Below are 15,905 nucleotides of genomic sequence, written 5' to 3'. Positions count from 1 at the left end.
CGAGCCGTCCGAAGCGGCCCGGCGAAGAGGAGCGGTACGTGAGCGAGAGCAGTGCGGAGGTCGTCGTCGACGTCGCCTCCGCGGCCGTCGCGGCCTCCGCCGCGGGGGCGGCGGGGGGCTGGCGCCGCGCGACCGGTCTCGCCGGCGTCGCGATAGGCGTCGTGGCCACGGGCGCGGCCGCCGGAGTCGCCCTGGAGCGGATGACCGTAGGCCGCGGCATACGGCAGAAGGCCCGCCTCGCCCTGGACTCGGCGGGGCCCTACGGCGCGCTGCGCGGGATGCCCGGCAAGGCGATCGCCGACGACGGCACGGAGCTGTACTACGAGGTCGACGACGTCGACCCCGACGCCGCTCCGGCCGCGGGCCCGCGCCGCCGCAGGCTCTTCGGCCGCAAGGCCCCCGCCCCCGTCACCGTGGTCTTCAGCCACGGCTACTGCCTGAGCCAGGACTCCTGGCACTTCCAGCGGGCCGCCCTGCGCGGCGTCGTGCGGACCGTGCACTGGGACCAGCGCAGCCACGGCCGGTCCGGGCGCGGCGTCGCCCAGACCCGGGACGACGAGCCGGTCACCATCGAGCAGCTCGGCCGCGACCTGAAGGCCGTGATCGACGCGGCCGCGCCCGAGGGGCCGATCGTGCTGGTCGGGCACTCGATGGGCGGGATGACGGTGATGGCGCTGGCCGACCAGTACCCGGAGCTGATCCGCGAGCGGGTCGTCGGGGTCGCCTTCGTGGGGACGTCGTCGGGCCGGCTCGGCGAGGTCAACTACGGGCTGCCGGTGGCCGGCGTCAACGTGGTGCGGCGCGTGCTGCCCGGGGTGCTGAAGGCGCTGGGGCAGCGGGCCGAGCTGGTGGAGAAGGGGCGCCGGGCCACCGCGGACCTGTTCGCGGGCGTCATCAAGCGGTACTCGTTCGCCTCCCGGGACGTCGACCCGGCCGTGGCCCGGTTCGCGGAGCGCATGATCGAGAGCACCCCGATCGACGTGGTCGCCGAGTACTACCCGGCGTTCAACGACCACGACAAGACCGAGGCGCTGGCCCACTTCGCCGACCTGCCGGTGCTCGTGCTGGCCGGCGTGCGGGACCTGGTCACGCCCAGTGAGCACAGCGAGGCCATCGCCGACCTGCTCCCGGACGCGGAACTGGTGCTGGTGCCGGACGCCGGGCACCTGGTGATGCTGGAGCACCCGGAAGTGGTCACCGACCGCCTCGCCGACCTGCTCACCCGCACGGGTGCCGTGCCCGCAGGGGCTACCGTGAAGGGCTATGGAAGCACCAGCACCGCACAGCCCGGCTGAGCCCGGATCGTCCGTCCAGACCGTCGTCACGTCCCCCGAGCAGATGCGTGAGCTGGGCCGCCGGCTCGCGAAACTGCTGCGCGCGGGCGACCTGGTGATGCTGAGCGGGGAGCTCGGAGCGGGCAAGACGACGCTGACCCGCGGCCTGGGCGAGGGGCTCGGCGTCCGCGGGGCCGTCACCTCGCCGACGTTCGTCATCGCCCGTGTGCACCCCTCCCTCGGCGACGGCCCGCCCCTCGTCCACGTCGACGCCTACCGGCTCTCCGGCGGGCTGGACGAGATGGAGGACCTCGACCTCGACGTGTCGCTGCCCGACTCCGTGGTCGTCGTCGAATGGGGCGAGGGCAAGGTCGAGGAGCTGACCGAGGACCGTCTCCAGGTCGTCATCCACCGGGCGGTCGGCGACACGACCGACGAGGTCCGGCAGCTGACGGTCACCGGTGTGGGGGAACGCTGGTCCTCGGCCGACCTCGGTGTCCTCACCGCCTAGACGCAGCACGCCGGGCGGGCGGCCCGGGTGGGCGGGCGGCCCGGCGGGTGGGCGGCTTCCGTGATCCGGTGGCGAACGTTCCGACAAGACGTCGGCATGATGTTGCGCTCGGCGCGTCGTGCGTGGTCACATGGTACCCAGCTCGTAGTTAGGTCTACCTAACTTCCGCCCCCGCCGCTTCAGGAGGCGTCCATGTCGGCTACAGAGAGCAAGGGGCGGCCGCTGCCGTTCGCGGTCGCCGGGGTGCCCATGCGCGACCTGCTGGCGGCCTGCGAGGCGGCGGCGCTGATCTCCACACCCCCGCGCGCCCCCGAACCCGGGTTCTCCGGGCCCGCGGGGGAGCGCCGGGAAGCCGCCTAGTCCCGCTCGGGACGCCCACTCCGCCTGCCTGTCTGCCCGCCTGGCCGCCTGCCATCCCGCCTGTCCGGTCCGCCGGTCCGCCGGTCCGCTAGCGGACGACCACGACCTTGCGGCCGATCGTCGCGAAGGTCCACATCGCCGAGCCGTCCACCCGCGACTCGCGGATGCCGCCCGTGCGCGTCTCGGGGGCGGGCGCCGCCGCGGCCCTGGCCTCGTCCACCGCCGCGCTGAAGCCCACCACCACACCGTCCACGCTGGTGAAACGCACGACGTGCTCGACCGGGATGCCGTCCGAGCCGGTGACCGTGCCCGAGCGGGACGTCACCGCGTAGCGGCCGGGGGCCGGGTCCACGGCGCTCGGATCGACCTCGAAGGTGCGGGCGACCTCGCCGTTCGCGCCGACCAGCCACACCCGGTCGCGGCCCAGTGCGTACACGACCCGCGCGCCCTCCCCGGACCCCTCCGGCAACGCGGTGGGGTCCCGCTTCACCCGGGGCGCCTTCGACGTGCCGGCGGCCGGTGCGGCGCCCGTCCCCGTGGCACGGGCGGCGCCGGCCGGGGCTGCCTCGGCCGCCTGGTGGGCGAGGTAACCGACGGTGGCGAGCGCCGCGGCGGTGAGCGCGGCCACGATTCCCGAGCTGCTGGCTGCCACCGGCGCCCACCTCACGTCGTACGTCGCTGTCGTGACGGTAGGTGACGGTAGCAGCAGGTGACGGCCCGGCAGGTACGTCCGACACGGGGCCCGGGGAGCCGTAGGCTGTTTGCGTGCTCTTGCTCGCTCTGGATACCGCCACGCCCGCTGTCACCGTCGCGCTGCACGACGGCGAGGACGTCATCGCCTCGTCCAGTCAGGTCGACGCCCGGCGGCACGGGGAACTGCTGCTGCCGGCGATCGACCGCGTGCTCGCCGCGGCCGGGCTGAAGCTCGACGCCGTCACCGGGATCGTCGCCGGGACCGGCCCCGGCCCGTACACCGGGCTCCGCGTCGGCCTGATGACCGCGGACACCTTCGGGCTCGCCCTCGGCGTCCCCGTGCACGGCGTGTGCACGCTGGACGGCCTCGCCTACGCCGCCGACCTGGAGGGCCCGTTCGTCGTCGCCACCGACGCCCGCCGCAAGGAGGTGTACTGGGCGCGCTACGCCGACTCGCGCACCCGCCTCACCGACCCGGCCGTCGACCGGCCCGCCGACATCGCCGCGCAGGTCGAGAACCTGCCCGCGGTGGGCGCCGGCGCGCTGCTCTACCCGGACACCTTCCCGCGGGCGCACGAGCCCGAGCACGTGTCCGCCGCCGCCCTGGCCCGGCTCGCCGCCGAGCGGCTCGCCGCGGGTGAGGAACTGCCCGCGCCGCGGCCGCTGTACCTGCGCCGGCCCGACGCCCAGGTCCCCAAGAACTACAAGGTGGTCACCCCCAAGTGACCGAAGCCGAGACGTGCGCGCTGCGCGAGATGCGCTGGTGGGACATCGATCCCGTGCTGGAGCTGGAACGGGCCCTCTTCCCCGAGGACGCCTGGTCCCGGGGCATGTTCTGGTCCGAACTGGCCCACGCCCGCGGGCCGGAGGCCAACCGCCGGTACGTGGTCGCCGAGAGCGGCTCCCGGATCGTCGGGTACGCCGGGCTGGTCGCCACCGGTGACCAGGCCGACGTGCAGACCATCGCCGTCGCCCGCGAGCGGTGGGGCACCGGTCTCGGCGGCCGGCTGCTCGCCGAGCTGCTGCGGGCGGCCACCGCCTTCGAGTGCGCCGAGATCCTGCTGGAGTGCCGCGTGGACAACGTCCGCGCGCAGAAGCTCTACGAGCGCTTCGGCTTCGAGCCCATCGGCGTCCGGCGCGGCTACTACCAGCCGGGGAACGTCGACGCCCTGGTGATGCGCCTGACCGCCCCCGAGAACTCCGCACAAGGAACCGAGATCAATGGCTGACGAACCCCTCGTACTGGGAATCGAGACCTCCTGCGACGAGACCGGCGTCGGCATCGTCCGCGGCACCACCCTGCTGGCCGACGCGATCGCCTCCAGCGTCGACGAGCACGCCCGCTTCGGCGGCGTCGTCCCCGAGGTCGCGAGCCGCGCCCACCTGGAGGCGATGGTCCCCACCATCGACCGCGCGCTGAAGGAGGCGGGCGTCAGCGCCCGCGACCTCGACGGCGTCGCCGTCACCGCCGGCCCCGGCCTGGCCGGCGCCCTGCTGGTCGGCGTCTCGGCGGCGAAGGCGTACGCGTACGCCCTGGGCAAGCCCCTGTACGGCGTGAACCACCTCGCCTCGCACATCTGCGTGGACCAGCTGGAGCACGGCCCGCTGCCCGAGCCGACGATGGCGCTGCTGGTCTCCGGCGGCCACTCCTCCCTGCTGCTGTCCGCGGACATCACCTCCGACGTCCGCCCGATGGGCGCCACCATCGACGACGCCGCCGGCGAGGCCTTCGACAAGATCGCCCGGGTGCTGAACCTCGGCTTCCCGGGCGGCCCGGTCATCGACCGGTACGCCAAGGAGGGCGACCCGAACGCGATCGCCTTCCCGCGCGGCCTGACCGGCCCGCGCGACCCGGCCTACGACTTCTCGTTCTCCGGGCTGAAGACGGCCGTGGCCCGCTGGATCGAGGCCAGGCGGGCGGCCGGCGAGGAGGTGCCCGTGCGCGACGTGTCGGCCTCGTTCCAGGAGGCGGTCGTGGACGTGCTGACGCGCAAGGCCGTCCGCGCCTGCAAGGACGAGGGCGTCGACCACCTGATGATCGGCGGCGGCGTGGCCGCCAACTCCCGGCTGCGCGCGCTCGCCCAGGAGCGCTGCGAGGCGGCCGGGATCCGGCTGCGGGTGCCGCGGCCCAAGCTGTGCACGGACAACGGCGCGATGGTCGCCGCCCTCGGCGCCGAGATGGTCGCCCGCAACCGCGCCGCGTCGGGCTGGGACCTGTCCGCCGACTCCTCCCTGCCGGTGACCGAACCGCACGTCCCGGGCCACGGCCACGGCCACGACCACGACCACGTGCACGAGGTCAGCAAGGAGAATCTCTACTCGTGACGGTCGCCCTGATGTGGGAGGCGCGGGCCGTGCCCGGGCGGGGCGAGGACCTGCTCGGCTGGGCCCGCGCCCAGGAGCTGCCCCGCGCACCGCTGCGCCGCGAGACCCTGCGCGCGCCCCAGGACCGGGTCCTGGTCATCACCTGGTGGGACGCGCCGTACGACGCCGACCTGCCCGAACTGCCCGAGCCGGATGGGGAGCTGGTCACGCGGGCGGTGCACCGGTGGCGGTTCGAGTCGGTGGACGGAGGCTGAGCGGCAGCGGGTCCCACGTCTCGCCGGGACTCACCCCGCCTCCGTCACCTCCGTCTCGCACCGCAGCCGCCGCCCGGCCCCGGTGACCCGGACGGGACCGGTGAGCGTGAGGTGCGCCGTGTGGCGTACGTCCGTGCTGGACGCCGCCAAGCGCAGTTCCAGGGCGCCCGGCTCCACCACCCTGCGCCCCGAGCGGTCGGTGAACGCCGACAGGTCGGTGTGGAAACGGAACGTCACGCGGGCCGCCTCGCCGGGGGAGAGCGCCACCCGCCGGTAGCCGACGAGGCGGACGTCGGGCCGGGTCACCGAGGCCACCGGGTCGTGCAGGTACAGCTGCACGACCTCCGCCCCCTCCCGCTCGCCGGTGTTGCGGACCGTGACGGACAGGGCGCAGGCGCCGTCCGTGCCGATCTCCGTGTCACCGCACGCCACGTCCTCCCAGGTGAAGGCCGTGTACGAGCGGCCGTGGCCGAAGGCGTACAGCGGGGTCGGATCGAGGTTGCTGACCTCGCCCGCGAGGCCGAGGGGCGGCTGGAGGTAGGTCCAGGGCTGGCCGCCGGGCACCCGGGGCACGCTGACGGGCAGCCGGCCCGAGGGGTTCACGCGGCCCGACAGGACGCCCGCGACGGCCGGCCCGCCCTCCTCGCCCGGGAAGAAGGCCTGGACGACGGCGCCCAGCCGCCCGTGCCAGCGGCCCAGCGCGTAGGGGCGGCCGGTCAGCAGGACCAGCACCACCGGAACGCCGGTGGCCAGGAGCGCGTCCAGCAGATCGCCCTGGGCGCCCGGCAGGGCGAGGTCGGTGGCGTCGCAGCCCTCGCCGGAGGTGCCCCGGCCGAACAGGCCCGCCCGGTCGCCCAGCACCGCCACGCACACGTCGGCCTCGGCGGTGCGGGCGACGGCCTCCTCGAAGCCGGCCCGGTCCGGGTCGCTCACGTCGCAGCCCTGCGCGAACGTCACCTTCGCGTCCGGCAGTTCGGTGCGCAGCGCCTCCAGGACGGTGGGGATCTCGATGCCGGCCGGCACGCCGGGGTGGTGGGTGAGGACGTGGGAGGGGAAGGAGTAGCAGCCCAGCATGGCCAAGGCGTCCGCCGCCCGGGGACCGACGACCGCGATCCGGGTGCCGGAGGCCAGCGGCAGCAGCCCGCCCGGGTTGTCGAGCAGGACGACGGACTCCTCGGCCAGGCGGCGGGCCAGGGCCCGGTTGCGCGGCGGGTCCAGGCTGACCGGGCCGTCGGGCTCGGTGTCCCAGTCCTCGTCCAGCAGGCCCAGTTCGCACTTCTGGAGCAGGACGCGGCGGGCCGCGCGGTCCACCAGCTCCTCGGGGACCCGGCCGGAGCGGACGGCGTCCAGCAGGGGCGGGCCGTAGCACTTGAGCGTGGGCAGTTCGACGTCGATGCCGGCCGCGAGGGCCGCGTGGGCCGCTTCGGCCGGGGTGCCCGCGACCCGGTGCAGGGTCTGGAGGAAGCCGATGCCGAAGTAGTCGGCGACGACGGTGCCGGTGAAGCCCCACTCCTCGCGCAGCAGCCGGGTGAGCAGTTCCGGGTCCGCGGAGGCCGGGAGGCCGTCGGTCTCGGTGTAGGCGGCCATCACCGAGCGGGCCCCGCCCTCGCGCAGGGCCATCTCGAAGGGCGGCAGGGTGACGTCCGCGAACTCGCGCAGGCCCGCCCGGACAGGGGCGAGGTTGCGGGCGCCGGCCGAGGAGGCGTACCCGGCGAAGTGCTTGAGCGTGGCGACGACCCCGGCCGACTCCAGCCCCCGCACGTAGGCCGCGCCGACCGTGCCCACCAGGTACGGGTCCTCGCCGATGGTCTCCTCCACCCGGCCCCAGCGCGGATCGCGGACGACGTCCAGCACGGGCGCGAGGCCCTGGTGCACGCCGACCGAGCGCAGGTCCTCGCCGATGCGGCGGGCCATCTCCTCGACCAGCGGAGGATCGAAGGTGGCGCCCCACGCGAGCGGGACGGGGTAGGCCGTGGCCTGCCAGGCGGTGAAACCGGCCAGGCACTCCTCGTGCGCGATCGCCGGGATGCCGAAGCGCCCGGCGGCGGCGATCCGCCGCTGGGCACGGGCCAGGGACCGCGCGCCGAGCACCGGGTCCACGGGGGCGGTGCCGAAGGGGCGGGTGAGCTGGCCGAGCCCATGGGTGATCAGCTCGTCCCAGTCGTACTCGACGGTCATGTCGTGCTGGTGCGGTGCGACCCCCTCGCCGTCCGTCTCGGCGCCCACCCACACGCCGTACAGCTGGGCGGTCTTCTCCTGGAGGGTCATCCGGGACAGCAGGTCGTCGACGCGGGCGGCGGCGGGCAGGGCGGGGTCACGCCAGGGCGCGGTGGTCATGAAGCTCCTGTCGGGTGGACGGACGGCCCTCTCAACGAACGGTGCTCACGAGCGCGTGAACGGTGCTGAGCCGATCTCTTCCGCACCCGCTACTACGAATGTTTCGAGCTGTACTTCGAATGTTCCGGGAACCTATGGCGCTCCGAGGGCTTCGTCAAGAGGTGCCGCAGGGATACGATCGCCGCCATGACTTCCCCCGAGCCGGTTGAAAGCCGGACGCAAACCCGGACGCAGAACCGGACGCGGGGGCGCACCGCGCAGACCGCGACGCTCGCCGAGATCGCCCGCGAGGCCGGTGTCTCCGCACCGACTGTTTCGAAGGTGCTCAACGGCCGCACGGACGTCGCCGCGGCGACGCGCGCCCGGGTGGAGGAGCTGCTGCGCGTCCACGGCTACCGGCGCCGGCGCGCCGAGGCGACCCGCTCCCCGCTGCTCGACCTGGTCTTCCACGAGCTGGAGAGCGCCTGGGCGATGGAGGTCATCCGCGGCGTGGAGAACGTGGCCCGGGACGCCGGGCTCAGTGTGGTGCTGTCGGAGAGCGCGGGGCGGCTCACCCCCGGCCGGAGCTGGGCCGACCAGGTCGCGGCCCGGCGCCCGCACGGGGTGGTCCTGGTGCTGTCCGGGCTCGACGCGGCGCAGCGGGCGCTGCTGACCAGCCGGTCCATCCCGTTCGTGGTGATGGACCCGGCCGGCGACCCCGGCGCGGACGTGCCGTCGATCGGTGCGACCAACTGGCAGGGCGGCCTCGCGGCCACCCGGCACCTGGTCGACCTCGGGCACCGCAGGATCGGGGCGATCAGCGGGCCGTCGCAGATGATGTGCAGCCGCGCCCGGGTGGACGGCTACCGGGCCGCGCTGGAGACGGCCGGGCTGCCGGTGGACCCGTCCCTGATCGTGGCCGGGGACTTCCACCACGAGACCGGCTACCGCCGCGGCCTGGAGCTGCTGCGCCGCCCGGACCGGCCGACCGCCGTCTTCGCCGGGAACGACCTCCAGGCGCTCGGGCTCTACGAGGCCGCCCGCGAGCTTGGTCTGCGCGTCCCGGAGGACCTGAGCGTGGTCGGGTTCGACGACCTGCCGGTGGCGCGCTGGGTGGGGCCGCCGCTGACGACCGTGCGGCAGCCGCTGACGGAGATGGCCGAGGCCGCGGCCCGGCTGGTCCTGGACCTCGGCCGCGACGAGGAGGCCGCATCGGCCACCCGGGTCGAGCTGGCGACGAGCCTGGTGGTCCGCAGCAGCACGGCGGCGCCCGCGACCGGAGTCTGACGCGGGAGCCGGGCGGCGGGGGGAGACCGGCGAGGGATTCGAAGCAAGTCGAGAGCACGCTCGAAAGTTTCGACGAGCCTTCGCCATCTGAGAATTTCCCAAGAAAGGCCGCTCCGGACTCCCTGGCCGACATTATTCGGACCTATGTTCCTGGGCGTGACGGAACGCGACGGGGAGGGCGAAGCGGCGCGCCGGCGCCCGAACGTGCCCAGGGCCGCGGCGGTGGTCCTGGCGGGCGCGCTGGTGCTGGGCGCCGCGGCGGCGGGCTGGGCCTACCGGCACCTCGACGACAACATCACCGGTGTCGACATCGACCACGCGCTGGGCGACGACCGCCCGCCACGACCGCTCGCCTCGCCCGCGCCGGCGGACTCCGCGCTGCCCGCCGAGGCGCTCAACATCCTCGTGCTGGGCTCGGACTCGCGCAGCGGCGAGGAGAACCGCCGGCTCGGCGGCGGCGACAGCGCGGGCGCCCGCTCCGACACGGCGATGGTCGTCCACCTCGACGCCGGACGGACCGCCGCGACGGTGGTGAGCATCCCGCGCGACACCCTGGTCACCCGCCCCTCCTGCCCGGCCCCGTCCGGCGGGTCGACGGCGGTGGCGTACGGCGCGATGTTCAACAGCGCGTACGAGGTGGGCGGTCCGGTGTGCGCGGTGAAGACCGTCGAGGCGATGACGCACGTGCGGATGGACCACTACCTGGAGATCGACTTCGCGGGGTTCGCCCGGCTGGTCGACGCGCTCGGCGGCGTCACCGTCACCACCGAGGAGGACATCTCCGACGACGACAGCCATCTGCACCTGAAGGCCGGCACCCACCACCTCGACGGCGACCGGGCCCTCGCCCTGGCCCGCACCCGGCACGGCATAGGCGACGGCAGCGACCTCGGGCGCATCGGCCTCCAGCAGAAGCTGGTGAAGGCCCTGCTGGAGCAGATCGCGGCCGAGGACCTGCTCACCGATCCCGCGAAGCTCTACCGGGTCGCCGACGCGGCGACCGCGGGCCTGACCGCGGACACCGGCCTGGACTCCCTGGCGGAACTGAGCCGGCTGGGGCGGAGCCTGCGGGGTCTGTCGGCCGACGCGGTCCGCACGGTCACGATGCCCGTGGTGCCGGCCCCCTCCGACCCCAACCGGGTGGTCGCGGACCAGCCGGAGGTCGACGAGCTCTGGGAGTCACTGCGGTGACCGGCGCGAGCGCCGCCACCCGAGGAGAACCCGGGGTCGGTGCCGTGCCGGACCCGGCCTGGCTCGCCCCGGTTTCCGACGGCACCCGGGCCCGTACACCCTCGCGGGCGGACGGGGGGCGGCTACCGCTGCCGCGCCGGGCCGCCGGGCGGACCTGACTCTCGGGCCGGGTGCCCGACGAGCATGGCCGGGGCGCCGGCGACCCGGGTCAGGAACACCGTCGCCGCGTGCGGACCCTGCGGCTTGACCTTGCGGCGCAGCTCCTCCGGCTCGACCGCCGAGCCGCGCTTCTTCACCGTCAGCGTGCCCACCCGCCGCTCCCGCAGCAGGGCCTTGAGCTTCTTGACGTTGAAGGGCAGATGGTCGGTGATCTCGTAGGCGGTGGCGTACGGGGTCGGGTGCAGGGTGTCGGCCGTGACGTAGGCGATGGTCGCGTCGAGCAGACCGCCGCCGACCTCCTCGGCCACCTCGGCGACCAGGTGGGCGCGGATGGCCGCGCCGTCCGGCTCATAGAGGTAGCGGCCGGGCGGGCGGACCTCCGGGTCGGGCAGGCCGCGCGAGAGCAGGCTGCGCGGGCCCGGCAGCAGGGTGGCGCGCACGGCGCCCGGGGCGGTGCCGAACCACAGCACCGCCTCCTTCACGTCCCCGCCGTCGGAGATCCACTCCGCCTCGGCGTCCTGCGGGACCGCCTCGTGCGGGATGCCCGGGGCGACCTTCAGCGCGGCGTGCGGCGCCCGGCGGGCGGCGGCCACGGCCCAGGACAGGGGCGGCGAGTAGGCCTCCGGGTCGAAGATCCGGCCCCGGCCGCCGCGCCGGGCCGGGTCGGCGAAGACGGCGTCGTACCCGGCGGTGTCCACGTCCGCGACGTCCGCCTCGCGCACCTCGATCAGCTCGGCCAGACCCAGTGCCTCGGCGTTGGCCCGGGCCGCCTCGGCCGTGCGGGGGTCCCGGTCCACGGCCAGCACCCGGATCCCCGCCCGGGCCAGCGCGATCGCGTCGCCGCCGATGCCGCAGCACAGGTCGGCGACCGAGGTCACGCCCAGGGCGGCCATCCGCCCGGCCCGGTAGGCGGCCACGCTCACCCGGGTCGACTGCTCCACCCCGTCGGGCGTGAAGAACATCCGCCGGGCGTCCTCCGCGCCGAACTTCACCGCCGCCCGCTGGCGCAGCCGCGCCTGCCCGAGCGCCGCCGACACCAGCTCGGCCGGGTGCTCGCGGCGCAGCCGGGTCGCCACCGCCAGCTCCTGTGCCGGGTCGGTGTCGCGCACCTCGTCGAGGAGGGCGCGGCCTTCGGGGGTGAGGAGGGGTGCGAGGTCGTTCACCGGATCATTGTCGACCACGACCGGCGCGGCGGGGGTGTGGGCCAGTCGGTGGACCGTCGGGGGAGCGGCCGCGGTGTCGGGGCCGGTTCGTACGGGCGGGCTGCGAGGATCCGGCCCCATGCGAGCAGTCGTACAAAATGACAAAAGCCGGGCACGTGAGGACAAAAGCTGGCCATATGAGGACAGGGGCCGGGCGCGCGGCGGTCTGCGGATCGGCCTCGCCGTGCTCGCCCTGGCCGCCATCGCCTCGGGCTGCGCGCAGGGCGGCGACCGCTCGGTCGTCCCGGCCGGCGGCCAGCAGCCCCTGAAGGCGCCCCCGGCCCGCGCCCTGGACTCCTACGCCTCCAAGCTGCGCTCCGCCCACACCGCCCGGGTCGCCGCGGCCCGCCGGTGGGGGCTGCGCGCCGTACCGCTGTCCGCCCCGCCGGCCCCCGCGCGCAAGCCCAGGATCAAGACGCGCAAGGGCTTCGAGGTGGAGGACCACCGGGAGTCGGACCTGCCGCCCGTCTTCACCCGGGTCCCCACCCGCGACAAGGTCGTCTTCCTCACCATCGACGACGGCGCCGAGAAGGATCCCTCGTTCCTGCGGATGACACGCGAACTGGGCGTCCCCTACACCGCGTTCCTCAGCGGCTACCTGGTCGAGGACGACCCCCGTTACTTCCGCCGGATGCAGGCCGAGGGCGTCGCCCTGAACAACCACACCCTGCACCACCCCGACCTGCGCGGCATGTCCTACCGCGCGCAGAAGCGCGAGATCTGCGGCATGCAGCGCTACATCGAGCAGCGCTTCGGCGAGCGCCCCGCCCTCTTCCGCCCGCCCTACGGCAGCTACGACCGGTCGACCCTGCGGGCCGCCAAGGCCTGCGGCATCGCGTACGCCCCGCTGTGGAACGAGGAGGTCTTCGCCGACCACTGGGAGTACCGCGAGGCGGACCGCGACCTGCGCCCGGGCGACATCGTGCTCACCCACTTCCGGGGCCCCGGCGAGTGGAAGGGCACGATGCCCGACATGCTCCGCCGCTTCCTGAACAAGGTCACGGCCGAGGGGTACGCCGTCGGGCGGCTGGAGGACTACCTGTGAGGCGGCGGGCCGCGGCCCTGTGCGCGGGCCTGGCCCTGCTGGCCGGCTGCGCCACGGCACCGGGGGAGCGCCCGGGCGGCGCCGACGGCCGGCCCCCCGGAGCGGCCCCCGCCCCCGCGGGGGCCGCTCCGGGAGAGGCCTCCGCCCCCGCCGACGGCGGAGCGCCCGGGGCGGCCTCCGCTCCCGTCGACGGCCGGGCCTCGGGGGCGGTCTCCGCTCCCGCCGACGGCGGAGCGCCCGGGGCGGCCTCCGCTCCCGTCGACGGACGCCGGGCGACGGGCCTGCCGCCCGTCGTCGACCGCGTCGCCACCCGCGACCCGGTCGTCTTCCTCACCTACGACGACGGCGCCGAGCGCGACCCCCGCTTCGTCGACCTGGTGCGCGAACGACGGCTTCCCGTCAGCCTGTTCCTCACCGACAGCGTCGTGGGCCCCGGCTACGCCCACTTCGCCCGGCTGCGCGGCGTCGGCGCCTCCCTCCAGAACCACACGCTGGACCACCCCGCCCTGCGCGGACTGCCCTACGCCGGCCAGCGCGCGGAGATCTGCGGCCAGCAGCACAAGCTCCGGGCCCGGTTCGGCGTCCGCCCCCGGCTCTTCCGGCCGCCCTACGGCACCTACGACACGACGACCCTGCGCGCCGCAGCCGACTGCGGCATCCGGGCGGTCGTCCTGTGGCGCGTGTCCCTGGACGGCGACGGGGAGCTGGACTACCGCCGGGGCGCACGGCGGCTGCGGCCGGGCGACATCGTCTCGGTACCGTCCGGCGACACCGACTCCCTGACGCTCGCCGAGCGGACGCGGAGTCTGTTGCGCGAGATCGACCGCCGGGGCCTGCGGGTGGGACGGCTGGAGGACCACCTGGAGAAAGGCCTGCCGGACCACCAGAAGGACCACCCGGAGGACCACGGGGGAGGCGCGCCGGAGCGGCCGGCCGACCGACGCGCCGCGGGCAATTAGCAGTCCGCTTGACCGAGTGCTAATCGCAGTCATAGTCTCGGGTCTGGCACTCCCCCCTGGAGAGTGCCAACACAGCGACGGGCAGGTCCGGCACCCGCGACGACGGATCCACCTGGTCGCCACCTCAGACAGTTAACCCCGTGAGATCTCCGAAGGGGGAGGTCGGATCGTGACGACCACCAGCTCCAAGGTTGCCATCAAGCCGCTCGAGGACCGCATCGTGGTCCAGCCGCTCGACGCCGAGCAGACCACCGCCTCTGGCCTGGTCATCCCGGACACCGCCAAGGAGAAGCCCCAGGAGGGCGTCGTCCTGGCCGTGGGCCCGGGCCGCTTCGAGGACGGCAACCGTCTTCCGCTCGACGTCTCCGTCGGCGACGTCGTGCTCTACAGCAAGTACGGCGGCACCGAGGTGAAGTACAACGGCGAGGAGTACCTCGTCCTCTCGGCCCGCGACGTGCTCGCGATCATCGAGAAGTAATTCACCCGAAGCACCTTGCTCTGAACTGCGCCCCTGGCCCCCGCGATCGCCAATAAGCCGGGCGCCCGGGGCGCAGTTGTCGTTATCCCAATTTCCGGAAGAGGGCTCACGCTCCCATGGCGAAGATCCTGAAGTTCGACGAGGACGCCCGTCGCGCCCTCGAGCGCGGCGTCAACAAGCTTGCCGACACGGTCAAGGTGACGATCGGCCCCAAGGGCCGCAACGTCGTCATCGACAAGAAGTTCGGCGCCCCCACCATCACCAACGACGGTGTCACGATCGCCCGCGAGGTCGAGATCGAGGACCCGTACGAGAACCTCGGTGCCCAGCTGGTCAAGGAGGTGGCGACCAAGACCAACGACATCGCGGGTGACGGTACGACCACCGCGACCGTGCTCGCCCAGGCGCTCGTGCGCGAGGGCCTGAAGAACGTCGCCGCCGGTGCCTCCCCGGCCGCCCTGAAGAAGGGCATCGACGCCGCCGTCAAGGCCGTCTCCGACGACCTGCTCGCCTCGGCCCGCCCGATCGACGAGAAGTCCGACATCGCCGCCGTCGCCGCGCTGTCCGCCCAGGACCAGCAGGTCGGCGAGCTCATCGCCGAGGCCATGGACAAGGTCGGCAAGGACGGTGTCATCACCGTCGAGGAGTCCAACACCTTCGGTCTGGAGCTGGACTTCACCGAGGGCATGGCCTTCGACAAGGGCTACCTGTCGCCGTACTTCGTGACGGACCAGGAGCGCATGGAAGCCGTCCTGGACGACCCGTACATCCTCATCACGCAGGGCAAGATCTCCGCCATCGCGGACCTGCTGCCGCTGCTGGAGAAGGTCATCCAGGCCAACGCCTCCAAGCCGCTGCTGATCATCGCCGAGGACGTCGAGGGCGAGGCCCTGTCGACCCTGGTCGTGAACAAGATCCGCGGCACGTTCAACGCCGTCGCCGTGAAGGCCCCCGGCTTCGGCGACCGCCGCAAGGCGATGCTGCAGGACATGGCCGTCCTCACCGGCGCCACGGTCGTCTCCGAGGAGGTCGGCCTCAAGCTCGACCAGGTCGGCCTGGACGTCCTCGGCTCCGCCCGCCGCGTCACCGTCACCAAGGACGACACGACGGTCGTCGACGGCGCCGGCAACAAGGAAGACGTGCAGGGCCGCGTCGCCCAGATCAAGGCCGAGATCGAGACCACGGACTCCGACTGGGACCGCGAGAAGCTCCAGGAGCGCCTCGCGAAGCTGGCCGGCGGCGTGTGCGTCATCCGCGTGGGTGCCGCCACCGAGGTCGAGCTCAAGGAGCGCAAGCACCGTCTGGAGGACGCCATCTCCGCGACCCGCGCCGCGGTCGAGGAGGGCATCGTCTCCGGTGGTGGCTCCGCCCTGGTCCACGCCGTCAAGGTCCTCGAGGGCAACCTCGACAAGACCGGCGACGAGGCCACCGGTGTCTCCGTGGTCCGCAAGGCCGCCGTCGAGCCGCTGCGCTGGATCGCCGAGAACGCCGGCCTCGAGGGCTACGTCATCGTCTCCAAGGTCGCCGAGCTCGACAAGGGCAGCGGCTACAACGCCGCCTCCGGCGAGTACGGCGACCTGATCAAGGCCGGCGTCATCGACCCGGTCAAGGTCACCCGCTCCGCCTTGGAGAACGCCGCCTCCATCGCCTCCCTCCTCCTCACGACCGAGACCCTGGTCGTCGAGAAGAAGGAAGAGGAGGAGCCGGCCGCCGCGGGCCACGGCCACGGCCACGCCCACTGAGCCGACCCGCTCCGACGGAGCCCCGGTCCCCCCGAGGGACCGGGGCTCCGCCCGTTCACCCGCACACGAAGGGAACGACGAGATGACCTGTCCCGCACCCAGACGGACA

16 protein-coding genes are annotated in these 15,905 nt (G+C 74.1%); 13 read left to right on the top strand and 3 right to left on the bottom strand.

The window, feature by feature from the left end:
- Positions 1-38 precede the first annotated feature (38 nt).
- The 3 genes from ACH4C6_RS04540 to ACH4C6_RS04530 all read left to right on the top strand — a co-directional run bounded on the left by ACH4C6_RS04540 (position 39) and on the right by ACH4C6_RS04530 (position 2,145).
- Positions 39-1,295, top strand: a complete 1,257-nt coding sequence (locus ACH4C6_RS04540) for an alpha/beta fold hydrolase (RefSeq protein ID WP_398107024.1) — start codon at positions 39-41, stop codon at positions 1,293-1,295.
- A complete protein-coding gene (tsaE, locus tag ACH4C6_RS04535) occupies positions 1,264-1,785 on the top strand; it encodes a tRNA (adenosine(37)-N6)-threonylcarbamoyltransferase complex ATPase subunit type 1 TsaE (protein WP_398107023.1) in 522 nt (173 codons plus the stop codon). The genes ACH4C6_RS04540 and tsaE overlap by 32 nt, the downstream gene beginning before the upstream one ends.
- A gap of 192 nt (positions 1,786-1,977) precedes the next feature.
- Positions 1,978-2,145, top strand: coding sequence for a hypothetical protein (locus tag ACH4C6_RS04530; RefSeq protein WP_398107022.1), 168 nt, complete (start codon positions 1,978-1,980; stop codon positions 2,143-2,145).
- An 88-nt stretch (positions 2,146-2,233) separates the two neighbouring features.
- Here ACH4C6_RS04530 and ACH4C6_RS04525 read toward each other — a convergent pair whose 3' ends face one another.
- A complete protein-coding gene (locus ACH4C6_RS04525) occupies positions 2,234-2,797 on the bottom strand; it encodes a hypothetical protein (protein ID WP_398107021.1) in 564 nt (187 codons plus the stop codon).
- 113 nt (positions 2,798-2,910) lie between these two features.
- Here ACH4C6_RS04525 and tsaB point away from each other — a divergent pair, with 113 nt between their 5' ends.
- From tsaB to ACH4C6_RS04505, 4 genes are read left to right on the top strand one after another with little or no spacing between them, the layout of a single operon-like run.
- Positions 2,911-3,564, top strand: a complete 654-nt coding sequence (gene tsaB / locus ACH4C6_RS04520; RefSeq protein ID WP_398107020.1) for a tRNA (adenosine(37)-N6)-threonylcarbamoyltransferase complex dimerization subunit type 1 TsaB — start codon at positions 2,911-2,913, stop codon at positions 3,562-3,564.
- Positions 3,565-3,593: 29 nt separating this feature from the next.
- Entirely contained in the window at positions 3,594-4,067 is a 474-nt protein-coding gene (gene rimI / locus ACH4C6_RS04515) for a ribosomal protein S18-alanine N-acetyltransferase (RefSeq protein WP_398107131.1), read from the top strand.
- Positions 4,060-5,163, top strand: a complete 1,104-nt coding sequence (gene tsaD / locus ACH4C6_RS04510; protein ID WP_398107019.1) for a tRNA (adenosine(37)-N6)-threonylcarbamoyltransferase complex transferase subunit TsaD — start codon at positions 4,060-4,062, stop codon at positions 5,161-5,163. Before rimI ends, tsaD begins: the two co-directional genes overlap by 8 nt.
- Positions 5,160-5,417 (top strand): hypothetical protein, encoded by a 258-nt coding sequence (locus tag ACH4C6_RS04505; protein WP_398107018.1) that lies wholly within the window; start codon positions 5,160-5,162, stop codon positions 5,415-5,417. The genes tsaD and ACH4C6_RS04505 overlap by 4 nt, the downstream gene beginning before the upstream one ends.
- 30 nt (positions 5,418-5,447) lie before the next feature.
- On the opposite strand, the gene ACH4C6_RS04500 is transcribed toward ACH4C6_RS04505, so the two are convergent.
- Positions 5,448-7,754, bottom strand: coding sequence for a glycoside hydrolase family 3 N-terminal domain-containing protein (locus ACH4C6_RS04500; RefSeq protein ID WP_398107017.1), 2,307 nt, complete (start codon positions 7,752-7,754; stop codon positions 5,448-5,450).
- 186 nt (positions 7,755-7,940) lie between these two features.
- Here ACH4C6_RS04500 and ACH4C6_RS04495 point away from each other — a divergent pair, with 186 nt between their 5' ends.
- Together ACH4C6_RS04495 and ACH4C6_RS04490 are read left to right on the top strand one after the other, a co-directional pair.
- The gene (locus ACH4C6_RS04495) at positions 7,941-9,020 is read left to right on the top strand and encodes a LacI family DNA-binding transcriptional regulator (RefSeq protein ID WP_398107016.1); all 1,080 of its coding nucleotides are present in this window, start codon (positions 7,941-7,943) and stop codon (positions 9,018-9,020) included.
- Between the two features lie 144 nt (positions 9,021-9,164).
- On the top strand, positions 9,165-10,211 hold the full coding sequence (locus tag ACH4C6_RS04490; RefSeq protein WP_398107015.1) for an LCP family protein: 1,047 nt from the start codon (positions 9,165-9,167) through the stop codon (positions 10,209-10,211).
- A gap of 122 nt (positions 10,212-10,333) precedes the next feature.
- On the opposite strand, the gene ACH4C6_RS04485 is transcribed toward ACH4C6_RS04490, so the two are convergent.
- Complete coding sequence (locus ACH4C6_RS04485) at positions 10,334-11,533, bottom strand: methyltransferase domain-containing protein (RefSeq protein ID WP_398107014.1); 1,200 nt, start codon at positions 11,531-11,533, stop codon at positions 10,334-10,336.
- Between the two features lie 118 nt (positions 11,534-11,651).
- Between ACH4C6_RS04485 and ACH4C6_RS04480 the strand changes: the two genes are divergently transcribed.
- The 4 genes from ACH4C6_RS04480 to groL all read left to right on the top strand — a co-directional run bounded on the left by ACH4C6_RS04480 (position 11,652) and on the right by groL (position 15,796).
- Positions 11,652-12,617 (top strand): polysaccharide deacetylase family protein, encoded by a 966-nt coding sequence (locus ACH4C6_RS04480; protein WP_398107013.1) that lies wholly within the window; start codon positions 11,652-11,654, stop codon positions 12,615-12,617.
- Complete coding sequence (locus tag ACH4C6_RS04475) at positions 12,614-13,576, top strand: polysaccharide deacetylase family protein (RefSeq protein ID WP_398107012.1); 963 nt, start codon at positions 12,614-12,616, stop codon at positions 13,574-13,576. Before ACH4C6_RS04480 ends, ACH4C6_RS04475 begins: the two co-directional genes overlap by 4 nt.
- Before the next feature lie 169 nt (positions 13,577-13,745).
- A complete protein-coding gene (gene groES / locus ACH4C6_RS04470; RefSeq protein WP_053135717.1) occupies positions 13,746-14,054 on the top strand; it encodes a co-chaperone GroES in 309 nt (102 codons plus the stop codon).
- Between the two features lie 116 nt (positions 14,055-14,170).
- Positions 14,171-15,796 carry a chaperonin GroEL gene (gene groL / locus ACH4C6_RS04465; RefSeq protein ID WP_398107011.1) on the top strand — a complete coding sequence of 542 codons (1,626 nt, stop codon included), beginning with the start codon at positions 14,171-14,173 and terminating at the stop codon, positions 15,794-15,796.
- The last annotated feature ends 109 nt before the right edge of the window (positions 15,797-15,905 follow it).

The organism is Streptomyces sp. NPDC017943 (genome assembly GCF_044328425.1).
GTDB classification, from domain to species: Bacteria; Actinomycetota; Actinomycetes; order Streptomycetales; family Streptomycetaceae; genus Streptomyces; species Streptomyces djakartensis_A.
Note: the sequence above shows the minus strand (reverse complement) of the source record. Positions and strands in the feature narration are given on the sequence as shown.